We start from the raw sequence: 25125 nt of genomic DNA on the forward strand, positions 1-25125 counted from the left end.
ACGGGATCAGGCGGACATGACGGCGCGCAGCGCCATGTACGCCCCCAGCAGCGCCAGCCCGATCAGGAAGCAGCGCCGGAACACGGCCACCGGCAACCGCTGCCGCAGCCAGGTGCCCAGCACCATGCCGCCGACCGCCGGCACCAGCATCGCCAGCGACCCGCCCAGCACCGCCGCCGGGTAGCTTCCGTTGGCCGCCAGCCCCAGGGCCAGCACCACGGTCGAGGTGGTGAACGAGATGCCCATGGCCTGGATCAACGCATCGCGCTGGAAACCCAGCGCCTGCAGGTACGGCACGGCCGGCACCGCGAACACGCCGGTCACGGACGTCACCAGCCCCGTCGCGGCGCCCACCACGGGGCCCAGCCAGCGCGCCTGCGGGTCGCTCACATGCAGCTGCCGCCCCGTCAACCCCCACAGCGCATAGATCACCAGCGCCACGCCGAGCGCCAGCGAGGCCCAGGCCCCGGCCGGTACGCCCAGCCACCACGCCCCGGCGAGCGTGCCCACCACGACGCCGGCCTGCATGCGACCGATGCGGCGGAACATGGCGCCGAAGCTCGCGCGCGGCCCGGTCTGCCAGAGGTTGGTGACCAGCGAGGGCACGATCAGCAGCGCCGCCGCCTGCGCGGGCGACATCCACAGCGCGAGCAGCGCCATCGCCACGGTCGGCAGCCCGAGGCCGATCACACCCTTGATCAGGCCGGCCAGCAGGAAGACCGCGGCGGCCGCCGCCCACAGGCCCATCGCTTCATTGGAGATCGTCATCGCCGCGGAGTCTGCCGACCGGCGCCTTCACTGGAAATGCGGCTTTCGCGCAGCCAGCCTCAGGCACAGGCTGAGGCTGGCGTGCTACCTTGCGGCCCATCATGCGATTCGATCTGACCGACCTGCGGCTCTTTCTCCACGTCGTCGAAGCCGGCAGCCTCACGGCCGGCGCCGGCCGCTCGCACATGACGCTGGCCTCGGCCAGCCAGCGCGTGCGCGGCATGGAAGACGCGCTCGGCACCCCGCTGCTCACCCGCCACGCACAGGGCGTGCGCCCCACCGAGGCCGGCCGCACGCTGCTGCACCATGCGCGCGTCGTGCTGCAGCAGATGGAGCGGCTGCGCGGCGAACTCGGCGAGTACGGCCAGGGCCTGAAGGGCCACGTGCGCTTCATGTGCGGCACCTCGGCGCTCACCGAGCACCTGCCCGAGGTGCTGAGCCGCTTCCTGGCCGAGCATCCGCGCATCTCGGTCGACCTCGAGGAGCGCGCCAGCCCCGACACCGTGGAGGCCCTGCGCAGCGGCCTGTGCGACATCGGCATCGTCTCCGACGCCATCGACAGCGACGGCCTCGAATGCCACCCCTTCCGCCGCGACGACCTCGTGCTCGTGATGCCGCGCGGCCACTCGCTGTCCGGCCGGCGGCGCGTGCACCTGGCCGAGGTGGTCGACAGCGAGTTCGTCGGCCTGCCCGCCGACAGCGCGCTGCAGCAGCTGATCACCGGGCACGTGCGCGCGCTCGCCAGGCACCTGGCCTACCGCGTGCGCGTGCGCAACTTCGAGGCCGTGTGCCGCATGGTCGAGTACGGCATCGGCGTGGGCATCGTGCCGCAGACCGCGGCCGAGCGCTGCGCCCGTTCGATGAAGATCGCGCGCGCCTCGCTCGCCGACCCCTGGGCCGAGCGCACGCTGATGGCCTGCGTGCGCTCGTCGCAAGACCTGCCGCTCAATGCGCGGCGCATGCTCGATTACCTGATCGCGCCACCGCCAGCGGCGGACGCTACGCGGAAGTGACCGGCCTTCCCTGCTGCGCACGCGCCGCAACGAAAGCCTCGAAGGCTTCGCGACTGGTCTTGCGCGGCACGTAGCCGAACTGGGTCTTCAGCGCGGTGTTCAGCAGCACCGGCCGGTAGCGCAGGAAGTCGAGCTGCTCGGGCCCGTAGCGGCTCACGCCCAATGCCGAGCCGGCGGCCAGCGCCGCCTGCAGCACGCCGGCCGGCCAGGCGATGGCGCGCTTGCCCAGGCGCGCGGCGATCTCGTGGATGGTGAGCGCGCCGTCGCCCGCGAGGTTGTAGCAGCCGGGCGGCGCGCCGCCGAGCGCGTGGGCGATGGCGCCGGTCACGTCCTCGTCCCACACGAACACGAAGGGGCTGTCGCTGCCGCGGATGGCGATCAGCCGCTTCTTCTCGAACAGCGCCGTGATCTGGTTGTCGACGCGCTCGCCGAGGATGGTGCCGATGCGCAGCACCGTCTGCGCCAGCGCGGGATGTTGCACGCGGCAGTCGGCCAGCATCTCTTCCACCTGCCGCTTGTGGTCGGCATAGGCGAACACCGGGTTGCCGCGCAGCGGCTGCGACTCGGTGATCCAGGCCGGGTTGTCCGCGTGGTAGCCGTAGGCCGCGCCGCTGGACGACACCACGATGTGCCCCACGCCGCGCGCCACGCAGGCGTCGAGCACGTTGCGCGTGCCGCCCACGTCCACCGAATGCTCGAAGGCACGGTTCGAGTCCTTGCCGGGCGTGACGATCGACGCGAGGTGCACCACCGTGTCGATCGCATGTTCGGCGAGCACGTCGGCGATGCCGTCGTCGCGCACGTCCTGCTGCAGGTAGGCCACGCCGGGCAGCCGCCGCGCGGGAGGCACCTCGCGCACGTCGAGTGCCACCAGGGCTTCAAAGGTGCCTTGCGCGGCCAATGCAGCGAGCACGCTGCGCCCCAGAAAGCCGTCGCCGCCCGTCACCAGCACGCGCCGCGCGGACGCCTTCCAGGTGTCGCTCATTGGTATACCTTCGTGCTTCGCACTGCGGTGCGAGCTTGCTTGGGGCGGCCCGGCGCGGCGCTCATGGCGTCGCAGGCTTGCGCCCCCACCAGCTCGCCAGCGCCAGACCCGCGATGATGTCCCAGAAGCCCCACACGCCGGCCACCACGGCCATGCCGCCGAGCCCGCCGAAGAAGCTGAAGATCAGCACCAGCCCGAGCCCCGCGTTGCGGATGCCCACTTCGATGGACACCGCGCGCCGGTCGTAGTCGCCCAGCCCCGAGAGTCGCGCGCACAGGTAGCCCGTGCCGAAGGCCAGCGCGTCGTGGATCACCACGGCCATCAGCACCAGTCCCACGTAGTCGAGGAAGTAGCGCCAGTTGCCCGCGATGGCGCCGACGATGAACGCGATCAGCGCCAGGAAGCTCAGGATGCGCGCCGGCTTCTTGATGCGCGCCGTGAGCCGCGGCAGCTTGTGCGCGCAGGCCACGCCCAGCACGAAGGGAATGCCGATGATCATCACGATGTGGCCCAGCATGTCGAAGGGGTCGAGCGCGATGGTCTTGAGCAGCACCGAGGCCGTGGGATGCAGGCCGCCCCAGAACGCGAAGTTCAGCGGCATCACCACGATCGACAGCGCGTTCGAGATGGCCGTCATCGACACCGACAGCGCCACGTTGCCGCCCGCGCGGTGCGTGAGGATCTGCGAGATGTTGCCCGGCGGGCAGCAGGCCACGAGGATCATGCCCAGAGCGATGCTCGGGCCCGGCTGCAGGATCAGCGTGAGCACGAAGGTCACGGCCGGCAGCACCACGAACTGCGCGCCGATGCCCACCGCCATCGCACCGGGCATGCGTGCCACGCGCTTGAAGTCGTCGATGCGCGTGTCCAGCGCAATGCCGAACATCAGGAAGCCCAGCACCACGTTGAGAAGCACCAGCGAGGCCGGGTTGAAGTGCAGGCGGATCTCGTCGACAGGCAGCATGCGCGGAACCCCTTGTAGAAAGACGATCAGTCTGCCAGTGCGGCAGCGGCCTGGCGCACGGCCGCGCGGTAGGTGTCCTTGTGGACGTAGTACGCCATGCGCTCCAGCTGCAGGTACTTGAAGCCGCCCGACAGGTCGGGCGGCGGCCCCTGCACTGCTGTACGCAGGGCCGTAGCTTTGGGCGAGCCCGCCGCCTGCGCACGGAAGTAGCGCGCCAGCAGCTCGGCCTGCTCGTAGCGCCCCTGCCAGCCGATGCCGCTGGCCTCGATCATGCCGAGCACGCCCAGCGTCTCGAAGCGCGGCGAGAAGATGTTCAGGTACAGGCGCGGCGCCATGCCCTGCCAGTTGAGCAGCTCGCGGTCGATGAACGGGTAGTGCAGCGCATAGCCCGTGGCCGTGAGGATCAGGTCGTAGTCGCGCGCGCTGCCGTCCTTGAAATGGACGGTGCGCCCTACGAGCCGCGCGATGTCGGCGCGCACGCCGATGTCGCCATGGCCCACGTGGTGCAGCACCAGCGAGTTCACCACCGGGTGCGACTCGTACATCTTGTAGTCGGGCTTGGGAAAGCCGAAGCGCACGGGGTCGCCGGTGAACCACTGCAGCACGGTGGCATCGACCTTCTGCTTGAGCCACGGCGGCAGCGGGCGCTTGCCGCCCAGCGTGTCGGCCGGCTTGCCGAACACGTACTTGGGCACGAAGTAGTAGCCGCGCCGCACCGAGATGTCGACGCTGTGCGCGTAGTGCACCGCGTCGACCGCGATGTCGCAGCCCGAGTTGCCGGCGCCGACGATCAGCACGCGCTTGTCCTTGAACAGTTCCGCGTGCTTGTAGCTGCTGGTGTGCAGCAGCTCGCCGTCGAAGTGGCCTTCGAACTGCGGATGCTTGGGCTCCGACAGCGTGCCGTTGGCGATCACCACGCCCTTGTACTCGTCGGTCTCGACCGTGCCGTCGGGCGCCTCGACGCTGATGCGCCAGCGCGTGTCGGGTGCGTCGCTCACCGGCTCCACGCGCAGCACGCGGGTGCCGAAGCGGAAGTGCGCGCGCAGGCCGAAGCGGTCGGCGAAGTCGCTGAAGTAGCGGCGCAGCTCGCGGTGGCTCGGGTAGTCGGCCACGGTGTCGGCCATCGGGAACTCTGCGAACTCGGTCGTGCGCTTGCTCGAGATCAGGTGCGCCGAGTGGTAGACCGTGGAGCGCGGGTTGTCGATGTCCCAGAGGCCGCCCACGTCGCTGTGCGCCTCGAAGCCCTGGAACGGAACGCCGAGCTTCTGGAGATTGCGCGCGCCCGCCAGGCCCGAGGGGCCGGCGCCGATGAGCGCGATCTGTTCGTGGGTCGGAACGGCAGTGGCAGAAGGCGTCATCGGCGGGGAGGTTCTTTCTGGGAATTCAGGCCGGGGATGACGGTGGCGCCGGCCTCGCCCACGCGCGGCTTGCGCGGCTGGCCGCGCAAGAGACGGTCATGCAACGGCGCGGGCAACAGGCCCAGTGCTTTCGACAGCCAGCCGATGCGCCGCGGCAGCACGATCTTTTCGCGCCGTGCGGCTAGGCCCGCCAGCAGCTGGCGCGCCGCCGCGTCGGCCTCGAGCAGCCCCGGCATCGCGAAGCGGTTGCCGGCCGTGAGCGCGGTGCGGATGTAGCCCGGGCTCACCGTGTGCACCGTGAGCCCCGTGCCGCGCAGCTCGGCGCGCAGGCTTTCGAGATAACGGATCAGGCCGCCCTTGCTCGCGCAGTAGGCGCCGTTGCCCGGCATGCCGTGCCAGCCCGCGATGCTGGCCACGCCGACAAGCGCGCCGCGGCCCTGGTCGCGCATCGGCTGCAAGAAGGGCTGGAAAGTGGTGGCCGCGCCGAGCAGGTTGATCTCGAGCATGCGGCGGAACACGGCCAGGTCATCGGCCTCGGCGGTGTCGTAGCCGCCGGCCACGCCCGCGTTGGCGATCACGAGGTCCGGCGGGCCGAAGCGCTGCATCCAGTCGGCCGCCATCGCCTGCATGGCGGGGCTGTCGGACACGTCGGGCGTGTAGGCCTTGCAGCGCCCTTCGGCTGGGGCTGCGAGTGCCGCGAGGCGGTCGGTGTCGAGCCCCACCAGCGCCACGCGCGCGCCGCCGTCGATCAGCGCACGCGCCAGCGCCTGCCCCAGGCCGCCGCAGGCACCGGTGAGAACGACATTGCGAAACGGCAAGAGCATGGGCAGGAAAGCGCGCAAGGCTGCGAGTGGCAAAACGCAGCCACTGTAGCCGCGCCCTGCCAGCGCACTCCCCAGCGTTTCCCCTTGTCCCGCGCCCTTGCGGGGCGTTCAGGCGGCTTCGGCGGCGGGAAATTCGATCTGGATCTTCACATCCGTGACGCGCCCGGCCGCAGCCTCCTCGAACGCGGCGATGCCGTCCTCGAACGCGAAGGTGCGCGAGATGAAGGGCTTCACGTCGACCTGCCCCGACGCGATGAGCGCCAGCGCGCGCGGGAAGATGTTGGCGTAGCGGAACACCGACTCGATGCGCGCCTCCTTGGCCTGGATCGCGACGATGTCGAAAGGCACCTTCGCAGCGGGTATGCCCACCAGCACGAGGCAGCCGCCGGGGCACAGCAGGTCGAACACGTTGTCGAAGGCGCGCGCGCTGCCGCTGGCTTCGAAGACCACGTTCGCGCCCCAGCCGTCGGTGAGGGCCCGCACGGTGTCGGCGAGGCTCGTGCTGCGCACGTCGACCGTCGTCACCGCCGGGTTGTCGGCGAACAGCGCCAGCTTCTCGGGCACGAGGTCGGCCAGGATCACACGCGCCGCGCCGCCCGCGAGCGCGGCCAGCGCCGTCATCGCGCCGATGGTGCCGGCGCCGATGACCACCGCCACGTCGCCCGGCTTCAGCGCCGCCTTCTTCGCGGCCTGCAGGCCGATGGCCAACGGCTCGACGATGGCGCCTTCGCCGAAGCTCACGTTGTCGGGCAGGCGGAAGGTGAAGGCCGCCGGGTGCACCACGTAGGGCGTGAGGCAGCCGTGGATCGGCGGCGTGGCCCAGAAGCGCACGGCAGGGTCGAGGTTGTAGAAGCCTTCGCGCACGGCGCGCGAGTCCATGTCGGGAATGCCGGGCTCCATGCAGACGCGGTCGCCGGGCTTCAGGTGCGTGACTTCGGCACCCACCTCGGCCACCACGCCCGAGGCCTCGTGGCCGAGGATCATCGGCGCATCGACGACGTACGGGCCGATGCCGCCGTGCTGGTAGTAATGAACATCGCTGCCGCACACGCCCACGGTGTGCATGCGGATCTTCACGTCGCGCGGGCCGACGTGCAGCGGCAGCTCGACATCGCGCAGCGTGATCTCGTGCGCCTTTTCCAGAACCAGTGCTTTCATTGCATCTTTCTCAGAGGGTTGAAACGGGGCTGCCACTCAGTGCAGCACGGAGTCCGGGCGCAGCAGCGAAGCGCCCGTCGCGACGTCGAACAAATGCACCTGCTGTGCATCGGCCACGAAGCGCAGCGGCTCGCCGAGCCGGGGGCCCGCCGCGGACGGCAGGAGCACGGCGATCTCTTCGCCGCCCTGCCCCACGCTCACCAGCACTTCGTTGCCGAGGTATTCGATGAGCTGGACCTCGCCGGCAAAGCCTTCGCCGTTCGCCCCGGCGGTGTCGAGGTGCAGGTGCGCCGGGCGCACGCCCAGCGTCACGCGCGCGCGGCCTTCGAGCGCGAAGCGACGCGCATCGACGCGCACCGAACCGCCGCCTCCGCGCAGCTCGCACTGCCCGCCGTCCAGGCTGTGCACCGCCATCTCCATCAGGTTCATCGGCGGCGTGCCGATGAAGCCGGCCACGAAGGCCGAGCGCGGGCGTTCGAAGATTTCCTGCGGCGTGCCGACCTGCTCGATGCGCCCGTCGCGCAGCAGCACGATGCGGTCGGCCAACGTCATGGCCTCGTGCTGGTCGTGCGTGACGTACACGGTGGTGGTCTTCAGCGTCTGGTGCAGTTTCGCGATCTCGATGCGCATGTGGTTGCGCAGCTTGGCATCGAGGTTCGACAGCGGTTCGTCGAACAGGAACACCTTCGGCGTCTTGATTATGGCCCGCGCAATCGCCACGCGCTGCTGCTGGCCGCCCGACAGCTCGGTGGGCTTGCGCTGCAGGTAGCGCTCCAGGCCCAGCGTGTCCGACACCTCCTTGATGCGGCTGTCGATCTCGGCCTTGGGCACCTTCAGGCGCTTGAGCCCGAACGCGATGTTGTCGCGCACCGTCATGTGCGGGTACAGCGCGTAGTTCTGGAACACCATCGCGATGCCGCGCTCCTGCGGCGGCAGGTCGTTCACGCGCTGGCCGCCGATGTGCAGGTCGCCGCCGCTGATGTCTTCCAGGCCCGCGAGCATGCGCAGGATGGTCGACTTGCCGCAGCCCGAGGGGCCGAGGAACACGACGAACTCGTTGTCGGCCACGTCGAGATCGAAGGCGTGGACGACCTGCGTTTCCCCGTAGCGCTTGATGAGGTGGTGACAGCGGATGGCAGACATTTTTTGTTCTGAAGAAAGAGAGGTGGTGGCGCTCATGCGGCCTCCCGCTTGCGCTTGAACGCGGCATTGAGAAAACCGCTGAGCACGCCCACCATGAGCAGCGGCGGCAGCGACAGCAGGATGACCGAGGCATTCAAGATGCCCCACGGCACATCGCGCCCGAGCTGGCTGAGCTCCGAGGCCACGATGGGCAGCGTCTTGGCCTCGGAGGTGGTGAGCATCAGCGCGATGAGGAACTCGTTCCACACCAGCACGAAGCCGAAGGCGATGGCGCCCACCAGCGAGCGCGCGGCAATCGGCAGCGCGATGCGAAAGAAGATCGCGTAGGGCCCGTAGCCGTCGACGCGGCCGGCTTCTTCCACTTCCTTCGGCACCGCCTTGAAGGCCGGAATGGCGAGCCAGATCACGGTCGAGAGCGTGAGCAGCGTGTAGGTGGCGATGAGCGCGATGCGCGAGTCGTACAGCTCCAGTTGCAGCCAGATCACCATGAGCGGAATGGCCACGGCCACCGGCGGCAGGAAGCGCATCGACAGCACGAAGAACTGGATGTCGTTGCCCCAGCGCAGCGGGTAGCGCGCCAACGCATAGGCGGCCGGCAGGCCCAGCACCGCGCCGATGATCACCGCCGCGCCGGCCACCACGATCGAGTTGACCAGCCCGGCGGCCACGGCCTCGCGGTTCAGCACGTAGAGGTAGTTGTCCAGCGTGGGCGTGAAGAAGAACTTCGGCACGGCCGAGACGATGTCGACCCGGTTCTTGAACGAGTTCAGAAAGGTCCACAGCACGGGCACGAGCGCCGAGAGCCCGGCCGCGATGAGCGCCAGCCGCGCCAGCAGCGTTCCGATGGCAAGCTTCTTCATGATGGCTTGGTCCATTTCCAGATGTAGGTGAACGCGACCGTGGAAGCGACCATCATCAGCACCGCCATGCTCGACGCGTATGAGATGCGGCCCGACTCGATGAAGCCCTGCGAGAAGGCGTACATGTCCAGCGTCTCGGTCGAGATGCCGGGGCCGCCGCGCGTCATGACGTAGATGAGGTCGAAGGCGCGCAGCGACTCCACCATCTTCACGAAGGCCAGGCTGATGAGCGGCGCCTTCAGCATCGGCAGCGCCACGTAGGCATACACCTCCCAGGTCTTCGCGTGGTCGAGCCGCGCGGCCTCGAAGGGCTGCGGCGGCAGGGTCTCGAGCAGCTTCAGCACGATGACCCCGAAGAACAGCCCCCACTGCCACACGTCGACGAAGGCCACCGTGAGCAGCGCCAGCACCGGGTCGGCGAACAGGTCCAGCGGCTCGCCGGTGATCGCCTTGTACGGCCACGTGATGAGGCCGAACAGCGGATGGAAGGCGAACTTCCAGACGAAGGCGGCCGACACGCGCGGCAGCAGCACCGGCACGATGAACAGCATCGACAGCACCTGGCGCCAGCGCGGCGTGGCGCAGCGGTGCATCAGCGTGCCCATGAGCACGGCCAGGGCCATGGTGGCGCTGACGGTCAGCACCTCCCACACCAGCGACACGCGCACCGAGTTCAGGAAGCGCCGGTCGGAGAACAGCTGCACGTAGTTGCTGAACCAGACCCAAGCCGTGTCGGCCTGGCCCAGCTCGCGGTCCTGCAGCGAGATGGCGATGGCGAACACCGTCGGCACCAGTGCCAGGACCGCCAGCACGAGCAGCCCCGGCCCGATGAACACGGCCGGCAGCCGTGTGGTGTGGGAACGCATGCTCACTTCTTGCGACGCGCGATCAGCTGCTTGGCGTAGGCGTCGAGCTCGTCGAGCCCGCCCTGGATGTCGGTGCGCGAGCCGGTGATCAGCTCTTCCAGAATGATCCCCCAGCGGTCGCCCAGGTCGGGCCAGGCCGGGTCTTGCCAGAAGTTCACGGCCGTGACCTTGCCGGTGTCGGCCAGCGCCTTGCCCAGGTCGGCGCCGTAGCGCTTGGCGAACTCGGGGCTGCCGAGCACGCTGGTGCGGTTGAGTTCGCCGAACTGGCCTTGCGCGAGGCGGCGCTGCTCGTTCTCCTTGGACGTGGCCCAGGCGATGAACAGGCCCGCGCACTTCTTGGCCTCTTCGGTCTTGTTGGCGCGCGCGCCGATGGCCAGCCCGTGGCCGTAGCCGCCGCCGGTGAGCGGCGTGGGGGGCACGGCGTAGGCGATCTTGCCGACCACCGTCGACATCTTCGGGTCGAGCGCGTTGCCCGCGAGCGGTGTCGACTCGACCAGGATCGCGACCTTGCCGGCCAGGAAGGCGCCGGTGGATTCGTCCCATCCACCCGTCTTGGTGCCGGGCGCGGAGTACTTGAAGAGGTCGAGGTAGGTCTGGGTCGCCTTCACGGCGGCGGGCGAGTTGAAGACCGGCTTGTCGCCGTCGAACCACTGGCCCCCGTAACCGCGGAAGAACGGCATCCAGCGCCACACGTTGGCGCCCGAGCCGCGCTGGCCGCGCAGCGCCACGCCGTAGACGCCGTTGGCCGGGTCGTTGAGCTTCTTCACGGCCGCCACGAACTCGTCGAGCGTGGCCGGCGGCTTGATGCCCGCCTTCTCGAGCAGGTCCTTGCGGTAGACCATGAGGTCGCCGCCGCCGGTGAGGGGCGCGAACCAGGCCTGGCCGGCGAAGGTCGCGACCTTCTGGCGGCCGGCGTCGAAGTCGGCGTAGTCGTAGCTGGCCGGGTAGTACGGCGTGAGCGGCACGATCCACTTGGACTGCACGAACTGGGCGACGTTGGCTTCGTCGACGTAGTACACGTGGTACTTGCCGACCGTGGACGCATCGGCGCGCGACTTGGCGCGGCGGTCGTTCTCGTTGAGGTTGTCGATGCTGAACGAGGCACCGCTGAGGCGCTTGAACTCGTCCTTGGATTTTTCGAGCAACGTCAGGCCTTCGCGCGGCTGCGACAGGACGCGCACGTCCTCCTTGCAGACCTGCGCCAGCGCGGCGGGCGCCAGCGTGGCCAGCGCGAGCGCGAGGCCGGCCAGACGGTGGGAATGCGGAATCGGCATGCTTGTCTCCTTCGTTGTTCGTGCAAATTGCCGGCGAAATGCCGGCAAATGCAACGAGACGAAGGTTAGGAGGCCGATCCGAAGGGCCTCCTACATGCCCACCGGGCACCTGATACTTTGCTGCCAAGCCGTCTCGGGGTTTAGCCCAAGAGGCAAGTACGTATCAGTCGGCCATCAGGCGGCGAGTGGCGTGTGCTGCGCGCTGCGCAGGCCGAAACGCTCCTGCGCCTGCTGCCGGTAGGCCGAGGGCGTCATGCCCTTGAGCTGCAGGAAGCGGCGGTTGAAGTTCGCGAGGTTCGAGAAACCGACCTCGTAGCAGATGTCGCTCACCAGCCGGTCGGACACCTGCAGCATCTCGCAGGCCTTGGTGATGCGCAGCCGCGTGACGAAGTCGGTGAAGGTGCTGCCCATGTGCTTGTGGAAGTAGCGCGAGAAGCTGCTCTCGGCCATGTTGGCGACGCCGCACACGGTGGGCAGCGAGAGCTCTTCGGCCAGGTGGGCGTGCAGGTAGTCGAGCACGCGGCGCATGCGGGTGTTGGCCGTGGGGTCCTCGTCGCTCGGGTCGGCGTTGCTCGAGATCTGGCGCCAGTCGCTCCAGCTCGCGAGCTCGTGCAGCAGGCCGATGAACTCCGACAGCCGCGCCATGCCCTTTTGCTTCTGCACGCGCACGAAGCGCTCGCGCACGAGATCGCCGATGCCGAAGAACTCGATGCCCAGCTTGGCGCGGTCGAGCATCGGCAGCACGGTTTCCAGCTCGGGGAACAGGTCGACGCCCTGGCGCAGGGGCGCGTCGCGGAAATGGATCACCATGCTGCGGTCGGCCACGCCCTCGGGCGGCACGTCGTGCGAGATCCAGGTGTGGGGCAGTCGCGCGCCCACCAGGGCGACATAGCCGGGCTCGAAACGGCCGATGTGGTTGCCGACGAAGGCGTCGCCGCTGGTGCGGTTGATGCACTGCAGCTCGTACTCGTCGTGGTAGTGCCAGCAGTCGAAGGGCCAGGGCACGCCGTGCTGCAGGCAGCGCACCGAGCTGCTGCCCGCCGGCTCGAAGCCCAGGCGCGGGTCACGCAGCAGTTCGTGTTCGAGGGCCGGCTTGCGTACGGCGCTGTGTTTGCTCATGTCCTGTCCCCCTGTCCTTGAATGGAGGGGTCGTCGAGCCAGCGCCGTTGCGAGCGGCAGGGCCTGTCAGGCGCCCGCCACCTTCATGCGGTTGACCAGGATCGACCCCGTGGTTTTTGCGCCGAAAGTGTAAGCATCTGCGCCAATCGCTTCAATTCCCATCAACATCTGACGCAAATTGCCGGCAATCGTGATTTCCTGCACCGGATAGGCGATGCGGCCGTTTTCCACCCAGAAACCGCTGGCGCCGCGCGAATAGTCGCCTGTCACGTAGTTGACGCCCTGCCCCATCAGCTCGATCACGAACAGGCCGGTGCCGAGCTTGGCGAGCATGGCGTCGAGGTCGTCGCCGTGCTTCGTGAGGCGCGAACTCAGCGTCAGGTTGTGCGAGCCGCCAGCGTTGCCGGTGGTCTTCATGCCCAGCTTGCGCGCCGAGTAGGTCGACAGAAAGTAGCCTTCGAGGCGGCCGGCATCGACCACCTTGCGGGCGCGGGTGATCACGCCTTCGTCGTCGAAGGGCGAGCTGCCCTTGCCGCGCAGCACGTGCGGGTCTTCGGCCACGTCGACGTGCTTGGGCAGCACCGGCTTGCCCAGCGAGTCGAGCAGGAAGGTGCTCTTGCGGTACAGCGCCCCGCCGCTCACGGCCTGCACCAGCCCGCCCAGCAGGCCCACGGCCAGCGGCGACTCGAACAGCACCGGGCATTCGGTGGTCTTGATCTTGCGCGACTTCAGGCGGCTGAGCGCGCGTTCGGCGGCGTAGCGGCCCACGGCCTGCGGGCTGGCCAGTTCGTCGGCCGAGCGCATCGAGCTGTACCAGGCGTCGCGCTGCATGCCGTCGCCCTTGCCGGCGATGGGCGCCACCGAAATCGAGTGCCGCGAGCTGGCGTAGCCGCCGCGGAAGCCGTGCGTGTGGGCGCTGAAGAAATGGCTCTGCTGCGCCGAGACGCCGGCGCCTTCGCTGTTGGTGATGCGCTTGTCGGTCGACAGCGCCGCCGCCTCGCACTCCAGCGCCATGGCCGCGGCCTGTTCGCTGGTCACGTCCCAGGGGTGGAACAGGTCGAGCTCGGGGTGGTCCTTGGAAATGTCTGCCTCGTCGGGCAGGCCGCTCACCGGGTCTTCGGCCGTGAAGCGGGCGATGTCGTAGGCGGCTGCGGCGGTCTGCTGGATGGCCGCCTCGGAAAAGTCGGAGGTGCTGGCGTTGCCGCGGCGGTGGCCCACGTAGACCGTGATGCCCAGCGACTTGTCGCGGTTGCGCTCAACGTTCTCGAGCTCGCCCTTGCGCACCGAGACGCTCAGGCCGCAGCCCTCGGAGGCCTCGGCGCCGGCGTCGGTGGCCCCGAGCTTTTTGGCGTGGGCCAGGGCCGAATCGACCAGGTTTTCGAAGAAGGAGCGGCTGTAGGCGAAGCCGGAATCGGCGCGCGAGGAGGATGTCGTCATGTGGTGGCTATGATACTTGCGCCCCCTGTTTCACGTTTTCCCTTCCGCGCCCCCTGTGCGCGTTGCAGCGCCGCACGGCGCGGCCCAGAATCCACCCCATGTCCCGCAAACCCAAAAAAGGCTATTTCGTCCGTGGCCACTTCGTTGCCGAAGGCAGCGAACTCGACCTGGAGCTCAAGCGCGAGCTCAAGGGCGGCACCGACGAAGCCAGCCGCACCGAACTCAAGCGCGAGAGCGCCGAACTGCAGAAACTGGGCGAAGAATTGCTCACCCTGCGTGCCGGCCTGTTCGACGCCCTCCCGCTGAGCGAGAAACTGGTCGATGCCATCGCCGAGGCGAAACGCATCACCAATTTCGAGGGCAAGCGCCGCCAGATGCAGTTCATCGGCAAGCTCATGCGCGCCCTCGACCCCGAGGTGCTCGAGGCCGTGAAGCAGGCGCTGACCGAGCAGAACACCGTGCCGGCCGCCGAAGCCGCCGCGCTGCACGAGGCCGAACGCTGGCGCGAACGCCTGATTGCCGACGACGACGCCCTCGGCGGCTGGATCGAAACCCACCCCGCCACCGACTCCCAGCAGCTGCGCGCCCTCGTGCGCCAGGCCCGCAAGGACCTGAAGTCCGGCCCCGCCGGCGAAGCACCGCGCCAGGGCAAGGCCTACCGCGAGATCTTCCAGCTCGTGCGCGCGCAACTCGCGGTGCACGGCGGCGACGATCACGCCGAAGCGGCTGCGGCGCAAGACCGGGAAGAAGACGCATGAGCGAAAGTGGCTTCGACGCGGTCCGCATCGGCATCGTCTCCATCAGCGACCGCGCCTCCAGCGGCACCTACGAAGACAAGGGCCTGCCCGCGCTCAAGGACTGGCTGGGCCGCGCGCTGAAGAACCCCCTCGAATTTGAAGCCCGCCTGATCCCCGACGAGGCCGACCGCATCAGCGCCACGCTCATCGAGCTGGTCGATGCCGGCTGCTCGCTCGTGCTCACCACCGGCGGCACCGGCCCCGCGCTGCGCGACGTGACGCCCGAGGCCACGCTGGCCGTGGCCCACAAGGAAATGCCCGGCTTCGGCGAACAGATGCGCCAGATCAGCCTGCGCTTCGTGCCGACCGCCATCCTCTCGCGGCAGGTGGCCGTCATCCGCGACCAGAGCCTCATCATCAACCTGCCGGGCCAGCCCAAGTCGATCGCCGAGACGCTCGAAGGGCTGAAGGACGCCGACGGCACGCAGCTCGTGCCCGGCATCTTCGCCGCCGTGCCCTACTGCATCGACCTGATCGGCGGGCCGTACCTCGAGACCGACGACACGGTCTGCAAGGCCTTCCGGCCCAAGTCGGCCGTTCGCGCCGCACGCTGAGGCGCAGGCCCCACGGGCCTGCCTGCCGCCGGTTCTCGCGCGGCGGCATTCACCACCGAAGACACATCTTGCTTCGCCGATGCGCGAGGGGTGCGCTCGCGCCCGCATCGCTCGCCTTGGCTTTTATCGGACCCGTCCGATGGTTCCGCTCCCCTGTCCTTCCTAGAGTTCCTGACGCCCGGGCCGCCGGATCGAACAGCGTGAATTCGCTGCCCGATCCGATCTTTCTTCCCCTTTCAGAGCATAGGAACTGCATGGCATCCAAAAAGGCAAACGTCTTCGTCGACAACCCGAGCATCGACCAGACAGCACGCGCACAGGTCTTCGCACCACAGCCTCCCACCATGGACAGCGTCATCGACGACGCAGGCGACATCATGGGCACCCTCGCCTCCGGCGGCGTCACGGACGATCGCCAACCCGAGTTCCAGGGCCAAGGCACGCCGGGCGACACCATCCTCATCAGGAACCACGGCGTCGAGATCGGCCAGACCGTCGTGGACGACGACGGCCAATGGGCCTTCACGCCGTCGACCGACATGAGCGAAGGCCATCACGCCATCACCATCGTGGCGCGCGACCCCGCTGGCAACGAGAGCGAACCTTCGGGCCCGTTCAATTTCGAGATCGACGTCACGCCACCCAACGCCAGCAAGCTGTCCATCACCGGCGTCCTCGACACCGCGGGCGGCATCACCGGCAACGTGGCCGCCGGCAAGACCACCGACGACACCCGCCCGCTGCTCACCGGCACGAGCACCGGCCAGCCCGGCCACACCGTCACGGTGATGGTCCGGGACAGCACCGGCACCCATGCGCTGGGTGAAGCCGTCGTCGGCGACAGGGGCACAGCAGCCCGGTGGTCGAGCGCGAGGTCACGCTGGCGCCATCGGTGCCGTGTCGAACCCGTACCAGGTCGTGGGGACGTTCACCACCTCGACAGTGGGCGACACCTTGCAGAAGGCACCGGTGGGCGACGTGTACACCGGCACCGGCTTCAAGGTCACGACCACCGGCAGCCTGAGCTACAAGGCCGCGACGACGACGACGCTGGCCGGTCTGACCCTGAGCGACGCCACGCAGGCCAACGCGGTGTTCACGCTGGACAAGCCGGCCAACTACTTCACGCTGCGCCTGACCGGCATCGACAACGCCATGGGCGCGCAGATCCAGGTGTTCGACGTCAAGGGCAATCTGATTCATACCGAGAACTTCATCGGCGGCACCGACGCGCGCCATACCAAGGTGTTCACCTACACCTCGGCCGAACTGGTGGACATCGGCTCGTTCAAGGTCATCTCGCTGAGCCCGAGCGTGACGCTCGATGCGTTCAGCCAGCAGGTGGTGAACCACGTGGCGGAAACGCGCGACCCGAACCTGATCGAGTACGCACCCGAGACCTTCCACGGCGGCACAGGCAACGACGTGGTGTCGCTGTCGGTCAGCGCCACGACCTACTTCAACCAGGCCACGGCGGGTATCCATGGCGGCAGCGGCATCGACACGCTGAAGCTCGAGGGCTACGCGCACGTTCTCGACCTGACCAAGGTGGGAGGCAAACTCAGCTCCATCGAGGTCATCGACATCACGGGCAGCTACTACAACACGCTGACGCTGTCGCTGGCCGAGGTGCTGAACAACGGCGGCGTCGACCTGTTCTACAAGGGAGACAAGAGCCGCGTGCAGATGATGATCAAGGGCAGTTCCGACGACATCGTGAACCTGAGCGACCTGCTGGCCGGCGGCATCGACCAGGGCGACTGGGTAAAGAAGGTCGGCGTGATCACGCTGGGCGGCGTCGTGTACGACGGCTACCAGCACTCGTCGCTCGGCGCCGAGCTGCTGGTGCAGCAAGGCGTGACCGTCAAGGTCACCAACTCGACGCTGGTCGGTGCGGTCGGCGCGTTCGAAGCACCGTCGGATGCCATGCCGGACGCACTCCCCGATGACGAGGTGCTGAGCCACTCGACCCAGGGCTACACCCACGGCGACGACACGCTCATCGCCAGGCTCGGCTTCGCCGATCGCCTGAGCGGCGGCGCCGGCAACGACACCTTCACCAACGTCGGCACGGGCGACACGGTGCACGGTGGCTCGGGCGACGACACGGTCCGCATCAACAGCGGCGACTTCGAGCGCGTTGAAGGCGGTCTTGGCATCGACACCCTGGTGATGGACGGCAAGGCCATGCACATCGACCTGTCGGCGCTCGGCGCAAAGCTCCAGGGCTTCGAGAAGTTCGACCTGGGCGCAGGCGGCAACACCCTCGCGCTGAGCGCGCAAGACCTGCTGGCCGGTGGCGCACGCGACATGGTCACGGCTGACGGCAAGGTGCAGATGTTGGTCAACGGCGCCAACGGCGATGTGAACCTGCTCGGCGGCGACGACGGCTGGACCCTGGGCAATGCAGCCACGGTCGGCGGCGTGACCTACAGCGTCTACACCAACCTCGCCGGCACCGCCGAGCTGCTGGTCGAGGACAAGGTCCACGTGACCATCCTCTAAGCCTGCAGGCAGGCCACGCGGCGCCCCATCGGCGCCGCCCCCAACGCGACAGTTGCCCCGTGCGACTGTCGCGTTTTTTGTTGTTGTGCCTGCCCTTGCGTCAGCCCGCCGTCACCGCAGGCCCGAACCCATGGATCTCCCCCGCCTGCTCGCAAGGCACCCGCTCCACCTGCACGGTCGAGTGGTGAATGTCGAACGTCTCGGCCAGCAGGCCGCGCAGCTGCAGCATCAGCGGTGCCAGGTCGACCACGTCGGGCGTGCACACCACGTGCACGCTCAGGCTCACCTTGCCGCTGGACAGCGCCCACACATGCAGGTCGTGCAGGCCGGCCACGCCCGGTTGCGCCTGCAGCGCGCGCTCGACCTCGGGCAGGTCGATCTCGTCGGGCACGCCTTCGAGCAGCACGTTGAGGCTCTCGCGCAAGAGGCGCCAGGTGCGCGGCAGCACCCACAGGCCGATGGCGACGGCGATCACCGAGTCGACCCAGGCCCAGCCCGTGAAACGGATGACGAGCGCGCCCGCGATCACGCCGACGGAGCCCAGCATGTCGGCCCACACCTCGAGGTAGGCGCCCTTCACATTGAGGCTCTCGTCCTTGCCGCTGGCCAGCAGGCGCATGCCGATGAGGTTGACCACCAGGCCGCCGATGGCCACGAGCAGCATCATGGTCGACTGGATCTCGGCCGGCTGCGAGATGCGCCGGTACGCCTCGTAGAGCACGTAGATCGCCACGAAGAACAGCAGCACCGCATTGACCACGGCCGCCAGGATCTCGAAGCGGTAGTAGCCGAAGGTGCGGCGCTTGTCCGCCGGCCGCTTGCCCAGCCAGATGGCGGCCAGCGAGATGGCCAGCGCCACGGTGTCGGTGGCCATGTGGGCCGCGTCGGACAGCAGCGCCAGGCTGCCCGACACCAGCCCGCCGATCACCTCGGCGACGAGGTAGGTCGAGGTCAGCGCCAGCGCCCAGCGCAGCGCCTTCTCGTTGCCACCAGCAACGGCTGTGGCGTGTGAATGCTCATGGGCCATGGGAACCTTGCAGTGCGGGATCGAGGGGCGCGCCGTGTTGCTGCTCTGCATTGGCTTCCTGCACCTCGTCTTCATCGCGCCGGTGCGCGATGCGGTACAGCAGCGGCAACACCAGCAGCGTCAGCGCGGTCGACGACAGGATACCGCCGATGACCACGGTGGCCAGCGGGCGCTGCACTTCCGCGCCCGTGCCGGTGGCGATGGCCATGGGCACGAAGCCCAGCGAGGCCACCAGCGCGGTCATGAGCACGGGGCGCAGCCGCGTGAGCGCGCCTTCGCGAATTGCTTCGTCCAGCGGCAGGCCGCCTTCGCGCAGGTTGCGGATGAACGAGATCATCACCAGCCCGTTGAGCACGGCCACGCCCGACAGCGCAATGAAGCCCACGGCCGCCGAGATCGACAGCGGAATGCCGCGCAGCCACAGCGCGACGATGCCGCCCGTGAGCGCGAACGGAATGCCGGTGAACACCAGCAGCCCGTCCTTCAGGTTGCCGAACATCGCGAACAGCAGCGTGAACACCAGCAGCAGCGACACGGGCACCACCACCTGCAGCCGCTGCGTGGCCGAGGCCAGGTTCTCGTACTGGCCGCCCCACACGGTCCAGTAGCCCGGCGGAATGCGCACGGCGCGCATGGCCTCCTCGGCCTCGGCCACGAAGGAGCCGAGGTCGCGCCCGCGCACGTTGGCGCTCACCACGATGCGGCGCTTGCCGTCTTCGCGGCTGACCTGGTTGGGGCCGGGCGCGAGGTCGAGCGTGGCCACCTCGCCCAGCGGGATGAAGCTGGTGCGCAGGCCTTCGCCGCCCGCACCCTTGGGCAGCGCGATCGGCAGCCGGCGGATGGCGTCCAGGTCGGTGCGCAGGGTCTCGGGCAGGCGCACGAGGATGTCGAAGCGGCGGTCGCCGTCGAAGAGCGTGCCGGCCTCGCGCCCGCCCACGGCGGTCGAGATAGCGTCCTGCACGTCGCCCACGTTCAGGCCGTAGCGCGCGGTCTTCTGGCGGTCGATGTTCACGGTGAGCATGGGCAGGCCGGTGGTCTGCTCCACCTTCACCTCGGCGGCGCCGGGCACCTTGCCCAGCGCGTTCGACACCTGCGCGGCCGTCTGGTTGAGCACGTCCATGTCGTCGCCGAAGATCTTCACGGCCACGTCGCTGCGCACGCCCGAGATCAGCTCGTTGAAGCGCAGCTGGATCGGTTGCGAGAACTCGTAGTTGTTGCCCGGCAGCTTCTCGACCTCTTCCTGCACGGCGGCCAGCAGCTCGGGCCGCGTGCGCTTCGGCTTGGGCCATTCGCTCTCGGGCTTGAGCATGATGTAGCCGTCGGAGATGTTCGGTGGCATCGGGTCGGACGCGATCTCGGCCGTGCCGGTGCGCGCGAACACGCGCTCGATCTCGGGGAACTTGTCTTTCAGCGTGCGCTCGAGCTGCTTTTGCATCTCGACCGACTGCGTGAGGCTGGTGCCCGGGATGCGCAGCGCCTGGATAGCGAAGTCGCCTTCGCTCAGGCTGGGCACGAACTCGGTGCCCAGGCGCGTGGCCAGCAGGCCCGACAGCACCACGGCCACCACCGCCGTGGTGATGACCAGCGGCTTGGCATTCATCGCGCGCGACAGCAGCGGCGCGTAGCCGCGCTTGGCCCACAGCATGAGACGGTTTTCCTTCTCGGCGACCTTGTTGCCGATGAACAGCGCCACGGCGGCCGGGATGAAGGTGATCGACAAAATCATTGCGCCCAGCAGCGCAATCACCACGGTGAAGGCCATCGGGTGAAACAGCTTGCCCTCGACGCCGGTGAGCGCAAAGATCGGCAGGTACACGATCATGATGATGAGCTGGCCGAACAGCAGCGGCCGGCGCGCCTCCTGCGAGGCCGCGAACACTTCATGAAAACGCTCGCTGCGCGTGAGCGCCCTGCCGTGTTTCTCCTGCGCATGCGCCAGGCGCCGCACGCAGTTCTCCACGATCACCACGGCGCCGTCGATGATGATGCCGAAGTCGAGCGCGCCCAGGCTCATGAGGTTGGCGCTGACCTTCTGGTTCACCATGCCGGTGAAGGTGAAGAGCATCGACAGCGGGATCACCGTCGCGGTGATGATGGCCGCGCGGATGTTGCCCAAGAACAGGAACAGGATCGCCACCACCAGCACCGCGCCCTCGAAGAGGTTCTTCTTCACGGTGGCGATGGCCTTGTCGACCAGCACCGTGCGGTCGTACACCGTCACGGCCTTCACGCCCGCGGGCAGCGTGCGGTTGATCTCCTGCATCTTCTTGTCGACCGCCTGCGAGACGGTGCGGCTGTTCTCGCCGATGAGCATGAACACTGTGCCCAGCACCACCTCGCGGCCGTTGTCGGTGGCGGCGCCGGTGCGCAGCTCCTGGCCGATGCCGACCTCGGCCACGTCGGACACGCGCAGCGGAATGCCGCCGGCATTGCCCAGGATCACGTTGCCGATGTCTTCCACCGACTTCACCTGCCCGGGCGCGCGAATGAGGTACTGCTCGCCGCGCTTCTCGATGTAGCCCGCGCCCACGTTGGCGTTGTTGCGCTCCAGCGCGGTGACCAGGTCGGTCATCGTGAGGCCGTGCGCCAGGAGCTTGGCGGGGTCGGGTGCGATCTGGAACTCCTTGGCGTAGCCGCCGATGGAGTTGATCTCGGTCACGCCGGGCACGTTGCGCAGCTGCGGCTTGATGATCCAGTCCTGGATCTCTCGCAGGTCGGTCGGCGTGTAGGGCTTGCCGTCGGCCTTTTTCGCGCCCTCTTCCGTCTCGACGGTCCATAGGTAGATCTCGCCCAGGCCGGTCGAGATGGGCCCGATCACCGGCGACACGCCGGGCGGCATGCTCTCGCGCGCCGACTGGATGCGCTCGTTGACGAGCTGGCGCGCAAAGTAGATGTCGGTGCCGTCCTTGAAGATCACCGTGACCTGCGACAGGCCATAGCGCGACAGCGAGCGGGTCTGCTGCAGGCCCGGCAGGCCGGCCATGACGGTCTCGATGGGGTACGTTACGCGCTGCTCGGCTTCGAGCGGCGAGTAGCCGGGCGCGGACGTGTTGATCTGCACCTGCACGTTGGTGATGTCGGGCACGGCGTCGATGGGCAGCTTCTGGTAGCTGAAGACGCCGAGCGCCGCCATGCCGAGCACGGCCAGCAGGATCAGCCAGCGCTGCTCGATCGAGAAGCGGATGATGCGTTCGAACATGCGGTCGTCCTCAGTGGGTGTGCGTGGCCGAGCTCTTGCCCTGCTGCGACTTCACGACGAAGCTGCCGCTGGCCGCATAGGCCGCGCCGGGCTTCAGGCCGCCCACGATCTCGATGCGCTGGCCGTCGCTGCGGCCGGTCTTCACGTGCTGCGGCACAAAGCCGCCGGGCACGCGCAGGAACACGGTGGGCTGGTCGTCCACGGTCTGCACGGCTTCGGCCGACACGGTGACGGGTGCATCGGCCTCCGATGCCACCAGCTCCACGTTCACGAACAGGCCCGGGCGCCAGGTGCGCTGCGGGTTGGTGAGCGTGACGCGCGCGGTGGCGGTGCGTGTCTGTGCGCCCAGCAGCGAGCCCACGTACGACACGGTGCCGCGCGCGGCCTGGTCGAAGGCGCCGGCGCGGATGGTCACGGCCTCGCCGATGCGCACCAGGTTCAGGTTGCTGGCGGGCACGCTGATCTCGGCCCACACGGTGGACAGGTCGGAAATGGTGAACACGTTGACCGCCTCGCCCACCGATTCGCCCAGCGAGATGTGCTTTTCGACCACCATGCCGTCGAAGGGTGCGCGCAGCTCGTAGCGGCCCAGCGCCGACGAGCCGGGCGTGGCGCCCAGCGCCAGCAGCTTCTGGTTGGCGTTGGCCACGGCGATCTGCGCCTCCTGCATGGCCTGCTCGGCCTGCAGGTAGTCCTGCTGCGGGGAGATCTTTTCTTCCCACAGCTTCTTCTCGCGGTCGTGCGTCGTGCGTGCCAGCGCCAGCCGGCGCTGCGCCGTCTGCAGCTCGCTGCGCTGCTCCGACAGCGCGGGGCTGGAGATCACGGCCAGCACCTGGCCGCGCTTGACCTCCTGGCCCAGGTTGGCCGACACGCTGTCGACCACGCCCGCCACGCGCGGCACCACGTGGGCCGTGCGGTCTTCGTTGAACTTGATCTCGCCGGGCAGCTGCAGCGACGTCTTGATGCGCGCCGGACCGACGCTGTCGATCGCGATGCCGGCGGCCTTGACCTGTTCGTCGGTGAAGGGGATCTTTTCTTCGTCTTCCTTGTGGGCGTTGGCGGCGGCCTTCTGCGGCTCTGCCGATGCAGGCGTTTCCTTGCCTGCGTCCTTGCCGGCATCCTTGCCTTCTTCCGCGTGGTGTTCCTTGTCGCCATGGCCTTCGTCATGCGAATGGCCGTGGTCATCTTCCTTGCCCTTGGCGTGGCCCTTGTCTTCCTCGTGGTGCTCGCCGTCGGCATGGCCGGCGGACTCCGAGTGGCCGCCCGCCTCGGGCTTGGACGGCGCGGTGCGCAGGATGAGCGCGCCGGCAACGAGGCCGGCGAGCAAAACGGCGGCAATGGCGATCCACTGCTTGCGGCCGGAGGACGTGGTGCGGTTGTGTGGTGTGGTCATGGTCGGAATCGGTTCGGTGTTCTTCTTCAGCGCGCGATCGGCGGCACGTTCGGCGTCGCGTTCGAGGCGATGTCATCGCCCTCCGTGCCCAGCAGGCGGTCGAGCTCGCCGGCCGCGCGGTGTGCTTCGGCCAGCGCGACGAGGTACTGGTTGCGCACCTGGAACAGCGTGCGCTGTGCGTCGAGCGCTTCGAGAAAGCTGAACTTGCCCAGCTCGAAGCCCTTGGTGGCGGCGCGGTAGGCGGTCTCGGCACCGGGCAGTGCGTCGCGCTGCAGCGTCTCGGCGGTGGCGCGCGCCGAGCGCAGGCGCTCGCTGGCCTGGGCCACGTCGGCGCCCAGTTGCAGCTCGGCGGCGGCGAGTTCGTCGCGCGCCTTGTCTTCGCGGCTCAGCGCTTCGGCGATGTTGCCGCGGTTGGTGTCGAAGATCGGCAGCGGCACCGACAGGCCCACCACCACCTGGTTGCGCCGGCTGCTGCTCACGGCCTCGCCGCCCTCGCCTTCCGATGCCGGCACGCGCTTGACGCCGAGCGACACGGTCACGTCGGGAATGCGCTTGGCCTGCTCCAGGTCGCTCAGCGCGCGGCGGCGCTCGACCTCGAGCCGGGCCTGGCGCAGCACGGGCGCATCGGGCAGGCGGCGCGCCACCTCGGGCGCGGCGGCCTGGGCGGGCAGTTGGTCGACCGCGCCGTCCACCTGCGTGAAGCGCGGCGCCGGGTTGCCCCACAGCGCGGCCAGCAGCTGGCGCGACGCGCGCAGCGTGCCTTCGGCCTGCAGCAGTTCGACGCGGATGCCGGCCTCGGCCACGCGCGCCTTGGTTTCTTCGAGCGGCGACACCTTGCCGGCCGCCACGCGGTTGGCCGCGGCGCGGGTGGCGATCTGCGCGAGCCCCACCGAGTCTTGCGCCAGGCGCAGGCGCTCCTGCGCGGTCAGTACGTCGAAGAAGGCGGTGACGGCCGCGGCGCGCAGTTCGGCGCGCCGCGCCGACAGCGCCGACGCCGCCTGGTCGCGCGCACGCTCGGCCGCCGTGACGCGCGCGGCGCGCTTGCCGCCCAGCTCCAGGGGCTGGCTCAGCTGCAGCGTGGTCGTGCGGTTGTTGCGGCGCAGGTCTTCCAGCTGCGTGTCGAGCGTGGGGTTGGGCCAGGCGCCGGCCTGCACCACGGCGCCGTCGGCGGCGGCCTGCTCATGGCGCGCGGCCGACAGGCCCGGGTTGGCCTGCAGCGCCAGCGCCACGGCGGCGCGCAGGGTCAGCGGGCCTTCGGGCTCCAGCGTGCGGGCGGGTGCCGACAGGGACGACGAGGGACCGGCCGCCTGCGGGATCTGCTGTGAAAAGGCCGGGGGTACCGCCAAGGCCAACACGGCCAGCGGCACGAAAAGCGTGCGCATCGAATTCTCCTGGGTTGCGAAACAACGGACGGACGAATTCGGCGAGGAGCGCTCAGCTGATGAGTGAGATCAGAAAAAGAAAAAGGGGCTGTGCTCTCGCCGAATCAGGCGGAGAGCAACCAGTCGGGGCGCACCGGCACTTCGGCGATGTGCGAGGCGAAGCGTTCGGTGGAAGCGGCGCGCAGCGCCTGCGAGGCGATGGGCGATTCGACCGGCAGCGCGGCGGCGGTGTCCGCGTGCTGGGCCTGCCCGAAGTGGGCAACGATGCAATGGCCGACCGCCGCGTTGGGCTGGCGGGTGCTGTCTTTCTTGGCGCCGTCGCCCGCGTGGGTGCGATCGGTGCCGCGCGGCTCGTCCTCGTGGTGGCCCCAGTGGCCGTTGCTCTTGTCGCCTTCGTGCAGGCAATAGGCGGCCGACACCGCCCAGCTGTACTGGAAAGGCAAGAGAAACAGCAGGAAAATCAGGAGCCAGCGGCGCATTGTTGACAAAAGTATATCGA

At 68.7% G+C, this 25125-nt stretch carries 22 protein-coding genes and 1 pseudogene; 5 read left to right on the plus strand and 18 right to left on the minus strand.

Going from position 1 to position 25125, the window contains the following annotated elements; all coding sequences use genetic code 11:
* Positions 1–6: 6 nt before the first annotated feature.
* Complete coding sequence (locus AC07YS_RS16795) at positions 7–768, minus strand: sulfite exporter TauE/SafE family protein (RefSeq protein WP_495267588.1); 762 nt, start codon at positions 766–768, stop codon at positions 7–9.
* Between the two features lie 101 nt (positions 769–869).
* Between AC07YS_RS16795 and AC07YS_RS16800 the strand changes: the two genes are divergently transcribed.
* On the plus strand, positions 870–1781 hold the full coding sequence (locus AC07YS_RS16800; RefSeq protein WP_495267589.1) for a LysR family transcriptional regulator: 912 nt from the start codon (positions 870–872) through the stop codon (positions 1779–1781).
* Here the strand turns inward: AC07YS_RS16800 and AC07YS_RS16805 are convergent.
* The 11 genes from AC07YS_RS16805 to pmbA form a co-directional block, all read right to left on the minus strand.
* Positions 1768–2766: an SDR family oxidoreductase gene (locus tag AC07YS_RS16805; RefSeq protein WP_495267590.1), complete on the minus strand. Its 999-nt coding sequence runs from the start codon at positions 2764–2766 to the stop codon at positions 1768–1770. The two genes, AC07YS_RS16800 and AC07YS_RS16805, sit on opposite strands and share 14 nt — an antisense overlap.
* 61 nt (positions 2767–2827) lie before the next feature.
* Complete coding sequence (locus AC07YS_RS16810; RefSeq protein WP_495267591.1) at positions 2828–3730, minus strand: bile acid:sodium symporter family protein; 903 nt, start codon at positions 3728–3730, stop codon at positions 2828–2830.
* Positions 3731–3756: 26 nt separating this feature from the next.
* Complete coding sequence (locus AC07YS_RS16815; protein ID WP_495267592.1) at positions 3757–5088, minus strand: flavin-containing monooxygenase; 1332 nt, start codon at positions 5086–5088, stop codon at positions 3757–3759.
* Complete coding sequence (locus AC07YS_RS16820; protein WP_495267593.1) at positions 5085–5912, minus strand: SDR family oxidoreductase; 828 nt, start codon at positions 5910–5912, stop codon at positions 5085–5087. Before AC07YS_RS16820 ends, AC07YS_RS16815 begins: the two co-directional genes overlap by 4 nt.
* 108 nt (positions 5913–6020) lie before the next feature.
* Complete coding sequence (locus tag AC07YS_RS16825; RefSeq protein WP_495267594.1) at positions 6021–7070, minus strand: NAD(P)-dependent alcohol dehydrogenase; 1050 nt, start codon at positions 7068–7070, stop codon at positions 6021–6023.
* Between the two features lie 36 nt (positions 7071–7106).
* Positions 7107–8213, minus strand: a complete 1107-nt coding sequence (locus AC07YS_RS16830) for an ABC transporter ATP-binding protein (RefSeq protein ID WP_495267595.1) — start codon at positions 8211–8213, stop codon at positions 7107–7109.
* Between the two features lie 32 nt (positions 8214–8245).
* Positions 8246–9058, minus strand: coding sequence for a carbohydrate ABC transporter permease (locus tag AC07YS_RS16835; RefSeq protein ID WP_307638643.1), 813 nt, complete (start codon positions 9056–9058; stop codon positions 8246–8248).
* A gap of 11 nt (positions 9059–9069) precedes the next feature.
* A complete protein-coding gene (locus tag AC07YS_RS16840) occupies positions 9070–9939 on the minus strand; it encodes a carbohydrate ABC transporter permease (RefSeq protein ID WP_307588960.1) in 870 nt (289 codons plus the stop codon).
* Positions 9940–9941: 2 nt separating this feature from the next.
* Positions 9942–11213, minus strand: coding sequence for an ABC transporter substrate-binding protein (locus tag AC07YS_RS16845; protein ID WP_307693458.1), 1272 nt, complete (start codon positions 11211–11213; stop codon positions 9942–9944).
* Between the two features lie 174 nt (positions 11214–11387).
* A complete protein-coding gene (locus AC07YS_RS16850) occupies positions 11388–12332 on the minus strand; it encodes a helix-turn-helix domain-containing protein (protein ID WP_062476487.1) in 945 nt (314 codons plus the stop codon).
* A gap of 66 nt (positions 12333–12398) precedes the next feature.
* Positions 12399–13769 (minus strand): metalloprotease PmbA, encoded by a 1371-nt coding sequence (gene pmbA / locus AC07YS_RS16855; protein WP_095746093.1) that lies wholly within the window; start codon positions 13767–13769, stop codon positions 12399–12401.
* Positions 13770–13867: 98 nt separating this feature from the next.
* Here pmbA and yjgA point away from each other — a divergent pair, with 98 nt between their 5' ends.
* From yjgA to AC07YS_RS16870, 3 genes and pseudogenes are all read left to right on the plus strand, one after another.
* Positions 13868–14527, plus strand: coding sequence for a ribosome biogenesis factor YjgA (gene yjgA / locus AC07YS_RS16860; protein WP_062476481.1), 660 nt, complete (start codon positions 13868–13870; stop codon positions 14525–14527).
* Positions 14524–15120, plus strand: coding sequence for a molybdopterin adenylyltransferase (gene mog, locus AC07YS_RS16865; protein ID WP_495267596.1), 597 nt, complete (start codon positions 14524–14526; stop codon positions 15118–15120). The genes yjgA and mog overlap by 4 nt, the downstream gene beginning before the upstream one ends.
* A gap of 377 nt (positions 15121–15497) precedes the next feature.
* Positions 15498–15692 (plus strand): annotated as a pseudogene (locus AC07YS_RS16870) (Ig-like domain-containing protein); the annotation flags it as partial.
* Here the strand turns inward: AC07YS_RS16870 and AC07YS_RS16875 are convergent.
* Positions 15674–15925 carry a hypothetical protein gene (locus AC07YS_RS16875; RefSeq protein ID WP_495267597.1) on the minus strand — a complete coding sequence of 84 codons (252 nt, stop codon included), beginning with the start codon at positions 15923–15925 and terminating at the stop codon, positions 15674–15676. The pseudogene AC07YS_RS16870 and the gene AC07YS_RS16875 sit on opposite strands and share 19 nt — an antisense overlap.
* A gap of 92 nt (positions 15926–16017) precedes the next feature.
* Between AC07YS_RS16875 and AC07YS_RS16880 the strand changes: the two genes are divergently transcribed.
* A complete protein-coding gene (locus tag AC07YS_RS16880; protein ID WP_495267598.1) occupies positions 16018–17625 on the plus strand; it encodes a hypothetical protein in 1608 nt (535 codons plus the stop codon).
* Positions 17626–17725: 100 nt separating this feature from the next.
* Here the strand turns inward: AC07YS_RS16880 and AC07YS_RS16885 are convergent, their stop codons facing one another.
* From AC07YS_RS16885 to AC07YS_RS16905, 5 genes are all read right to left on the minus strand, one after another.
* Entirely contained in the window at positions 17726–18652 is a 927-nt protein-coding gene (locus AC07YS_RS16885) for a cation diffusion facilitator family transporter (RefSeq protein WP_495267599.1), read from the minus strand.
* On the minus strand, positions 18642–21851 hold the full coding sequence (locus AC07YS_RS16890) for a CusA/CzcA family heavy metal efflux RND transporter (protein WP_495267600.1): 3210 nt from the start codon (positions 21849–21851) through the stop codon (positions 18642–18644). Before AC07YS_RS16890 ends, AC07YS_RS16885 begins: the two co-directional genes overlap by 11 nt.
* Before the next feature lie 10 nt (positions 21852–21861).
* Positions 21862–23244 carry an efflux RND transporter periplasmic adaptor subunit gene (locus tag AC07YS_RS16895; protein ID WP_495267601.1) on the minus strand — a complete coding sequence of 461 codons (1383 nt, stop codon included), beginning with the start codon at positions 23242–23244 and terminating at the stop codon, positions 21862–21864.
* A gap of 26 nt (positions 23245–23270) precedes the next feature.
* Complete coding sequence (locus tag AC07YS_RS16900; RefSeq protein WP_495267602.1) at positions 23271–24626, minus strand: TolC family protein; 1356 nt, start codon at positions 24624–24626, stop codon at positions 23271–23273.
* A gap of 104 nt (positions 24627–24730) precedes the next feature.
* Positions 24731–25105: a hypothetical protein gene (locus AC07YS_RS16905; RefSeq protein ID WP_495267603.1), complete on the minus strand. Its 375-nt coding sequence runs from the start codon at positions 25103–25105 to the stop codon at positions 24731–24733.
* Positions 25106–25125 lie beyond the last annotated feature (20 nt).

The organism is Variovorax sp. GW458-11-26-14-LB1, from assembly GCF_059423965.1.

Bases quoted from the DNA above. Each gene is read 5' to 3' on its own strand.
- AC07YS_RS16795 (WP_495267588.1), bottom strand. From the start codon at position 768: ATGACGATCTCCAATGAAGCGATGGGCCTGTGGGCGGCGGCCGCCGCG.
- AC07YS_RS16800 (WP_495267589.1), top strand. From the start codon at position 870: ATGCGATTCGATCTGACCGACCTGCGGCTCTTTCTCCACGTCGTCGAA.
- AC07YS_RS16805 (WP_495267590.1), bottom strand. From the start codon at position 2,766: ATGAGCGACACCTGGAAGGCGTCCGCGCGGCGCGTGCTGGTGACGGGC.
- AC07YS_RS16810 (WP_495267591.1), bottom strand. From the start codon at position 3,730: ATGCTGCCTGTCGACGAGATCCGCCTGCACTTCAACCCGGCCTCGCTG.
- AC07YS_RS16815 (WP_495267592.1), bottom strand. From the start codon at position 5,088: ATGACGCCTTCTGCCACTGCCGTTCCGACCCACGAACAGATCGCGCTC.
- AC07YS_RS16820 (WP_495267593.1), bottom strand. From the start codon at position 5,912: ATGCTCTTGCCGTTTCGCAATGTCGTTCTCACCGGTGCCTGCGGCGGC.
- AC07YS_RS16825 (WP_495267594.1), bottom strand. From the start codon at position 7,070: ATGAAAGCACTGGTTCTGGAAAAGGCGCACGAGATCACGCTGCGCGAT.
- AC07YS_RS16830 (WP_495267595.1), bottom strand. From the start codon at position 8,213: ATGTCTGCCATCCGCTGTCACCACCTCATCAAGCGCTACGGGGAAACG.
- AC07YS_RS16840 (WP_307588960.1), bottom strand. From the start codon at position 9,939: ATGCGTTCCCACACCACACGGCTGCCGGCCGTGTTCATCGGGCCGGGG.
- AC07YS_RS16845 (WP_307693458.1), bottom strand. From the start codon at position 11,213: ATGCCGATTCCGCATTCCCACCGTCTGGCCGGCCTCGCGCTCGCGCTG.
- AC07YS_RS16850 (WP_062476487.1), bottom strand. From the start codon at position 12,332: ATGAGCAAACACAGCGCCGTACGCAAGCCGGCCCTCGAACACGAACTG.
- pmbA (WP_095746093.1), bottom strand. From the start codon at position 13,769: ATGACGACATCCTCCTCGCGCGCCGATTCCGGCTTCGCCTACAGCCGC.
- yjgA (WP_062476481.1), top strand. From the start codon at position 13,868: ATGTCCCGCAAACCCAAAAAAGGCTATTTCGTCCGTGGCCACTTCGTT.
- mog (WP_495267596.1), top strand. From the start codon at position 14,524: ATGAGCGAAAGTGGCTTCGACGCGGTCCGCATCGGCATCGTCTCCATC.
- AC07YS_RS16885 (WP_495267599.1), bottom strand. From the start codon at position 18,652: ATGGCCCATGAGCATTCACACGCCACAGCCGTTGCTGGTGGCAACGAG.
- AC07YS_RS16890 (WP_495267600.1), bottom strand. From the start codon at position 21,851: ATGTTCGAACGCATCATCCGCTTCTCGATCGAGCAGCGCTGGCTGATC.
- AC07YS_RS16895 (WP_495267601.1), bottom strand. From the start codon at position 23,244: ATGACCACACCACACAACCGCACCACGTCCTCCGGCCGCAAGCAGTGG.
- AC07YS_RS16900 (WP_495267602.1), bottom strand. From the start codon at position 24,626: ATGCGCACGCTTTTCGTGCCGCTGGCCGTGTTGGCCTTGGCGGTACCC.
- AC07YS_RS16905 (WP_495267603.1), bottom strand. From the start codon at position 25,105: ATGCGCCGCTGGCTCCTGATTTTCCTGCTGTTTCTCTTGCCTTTCCAG.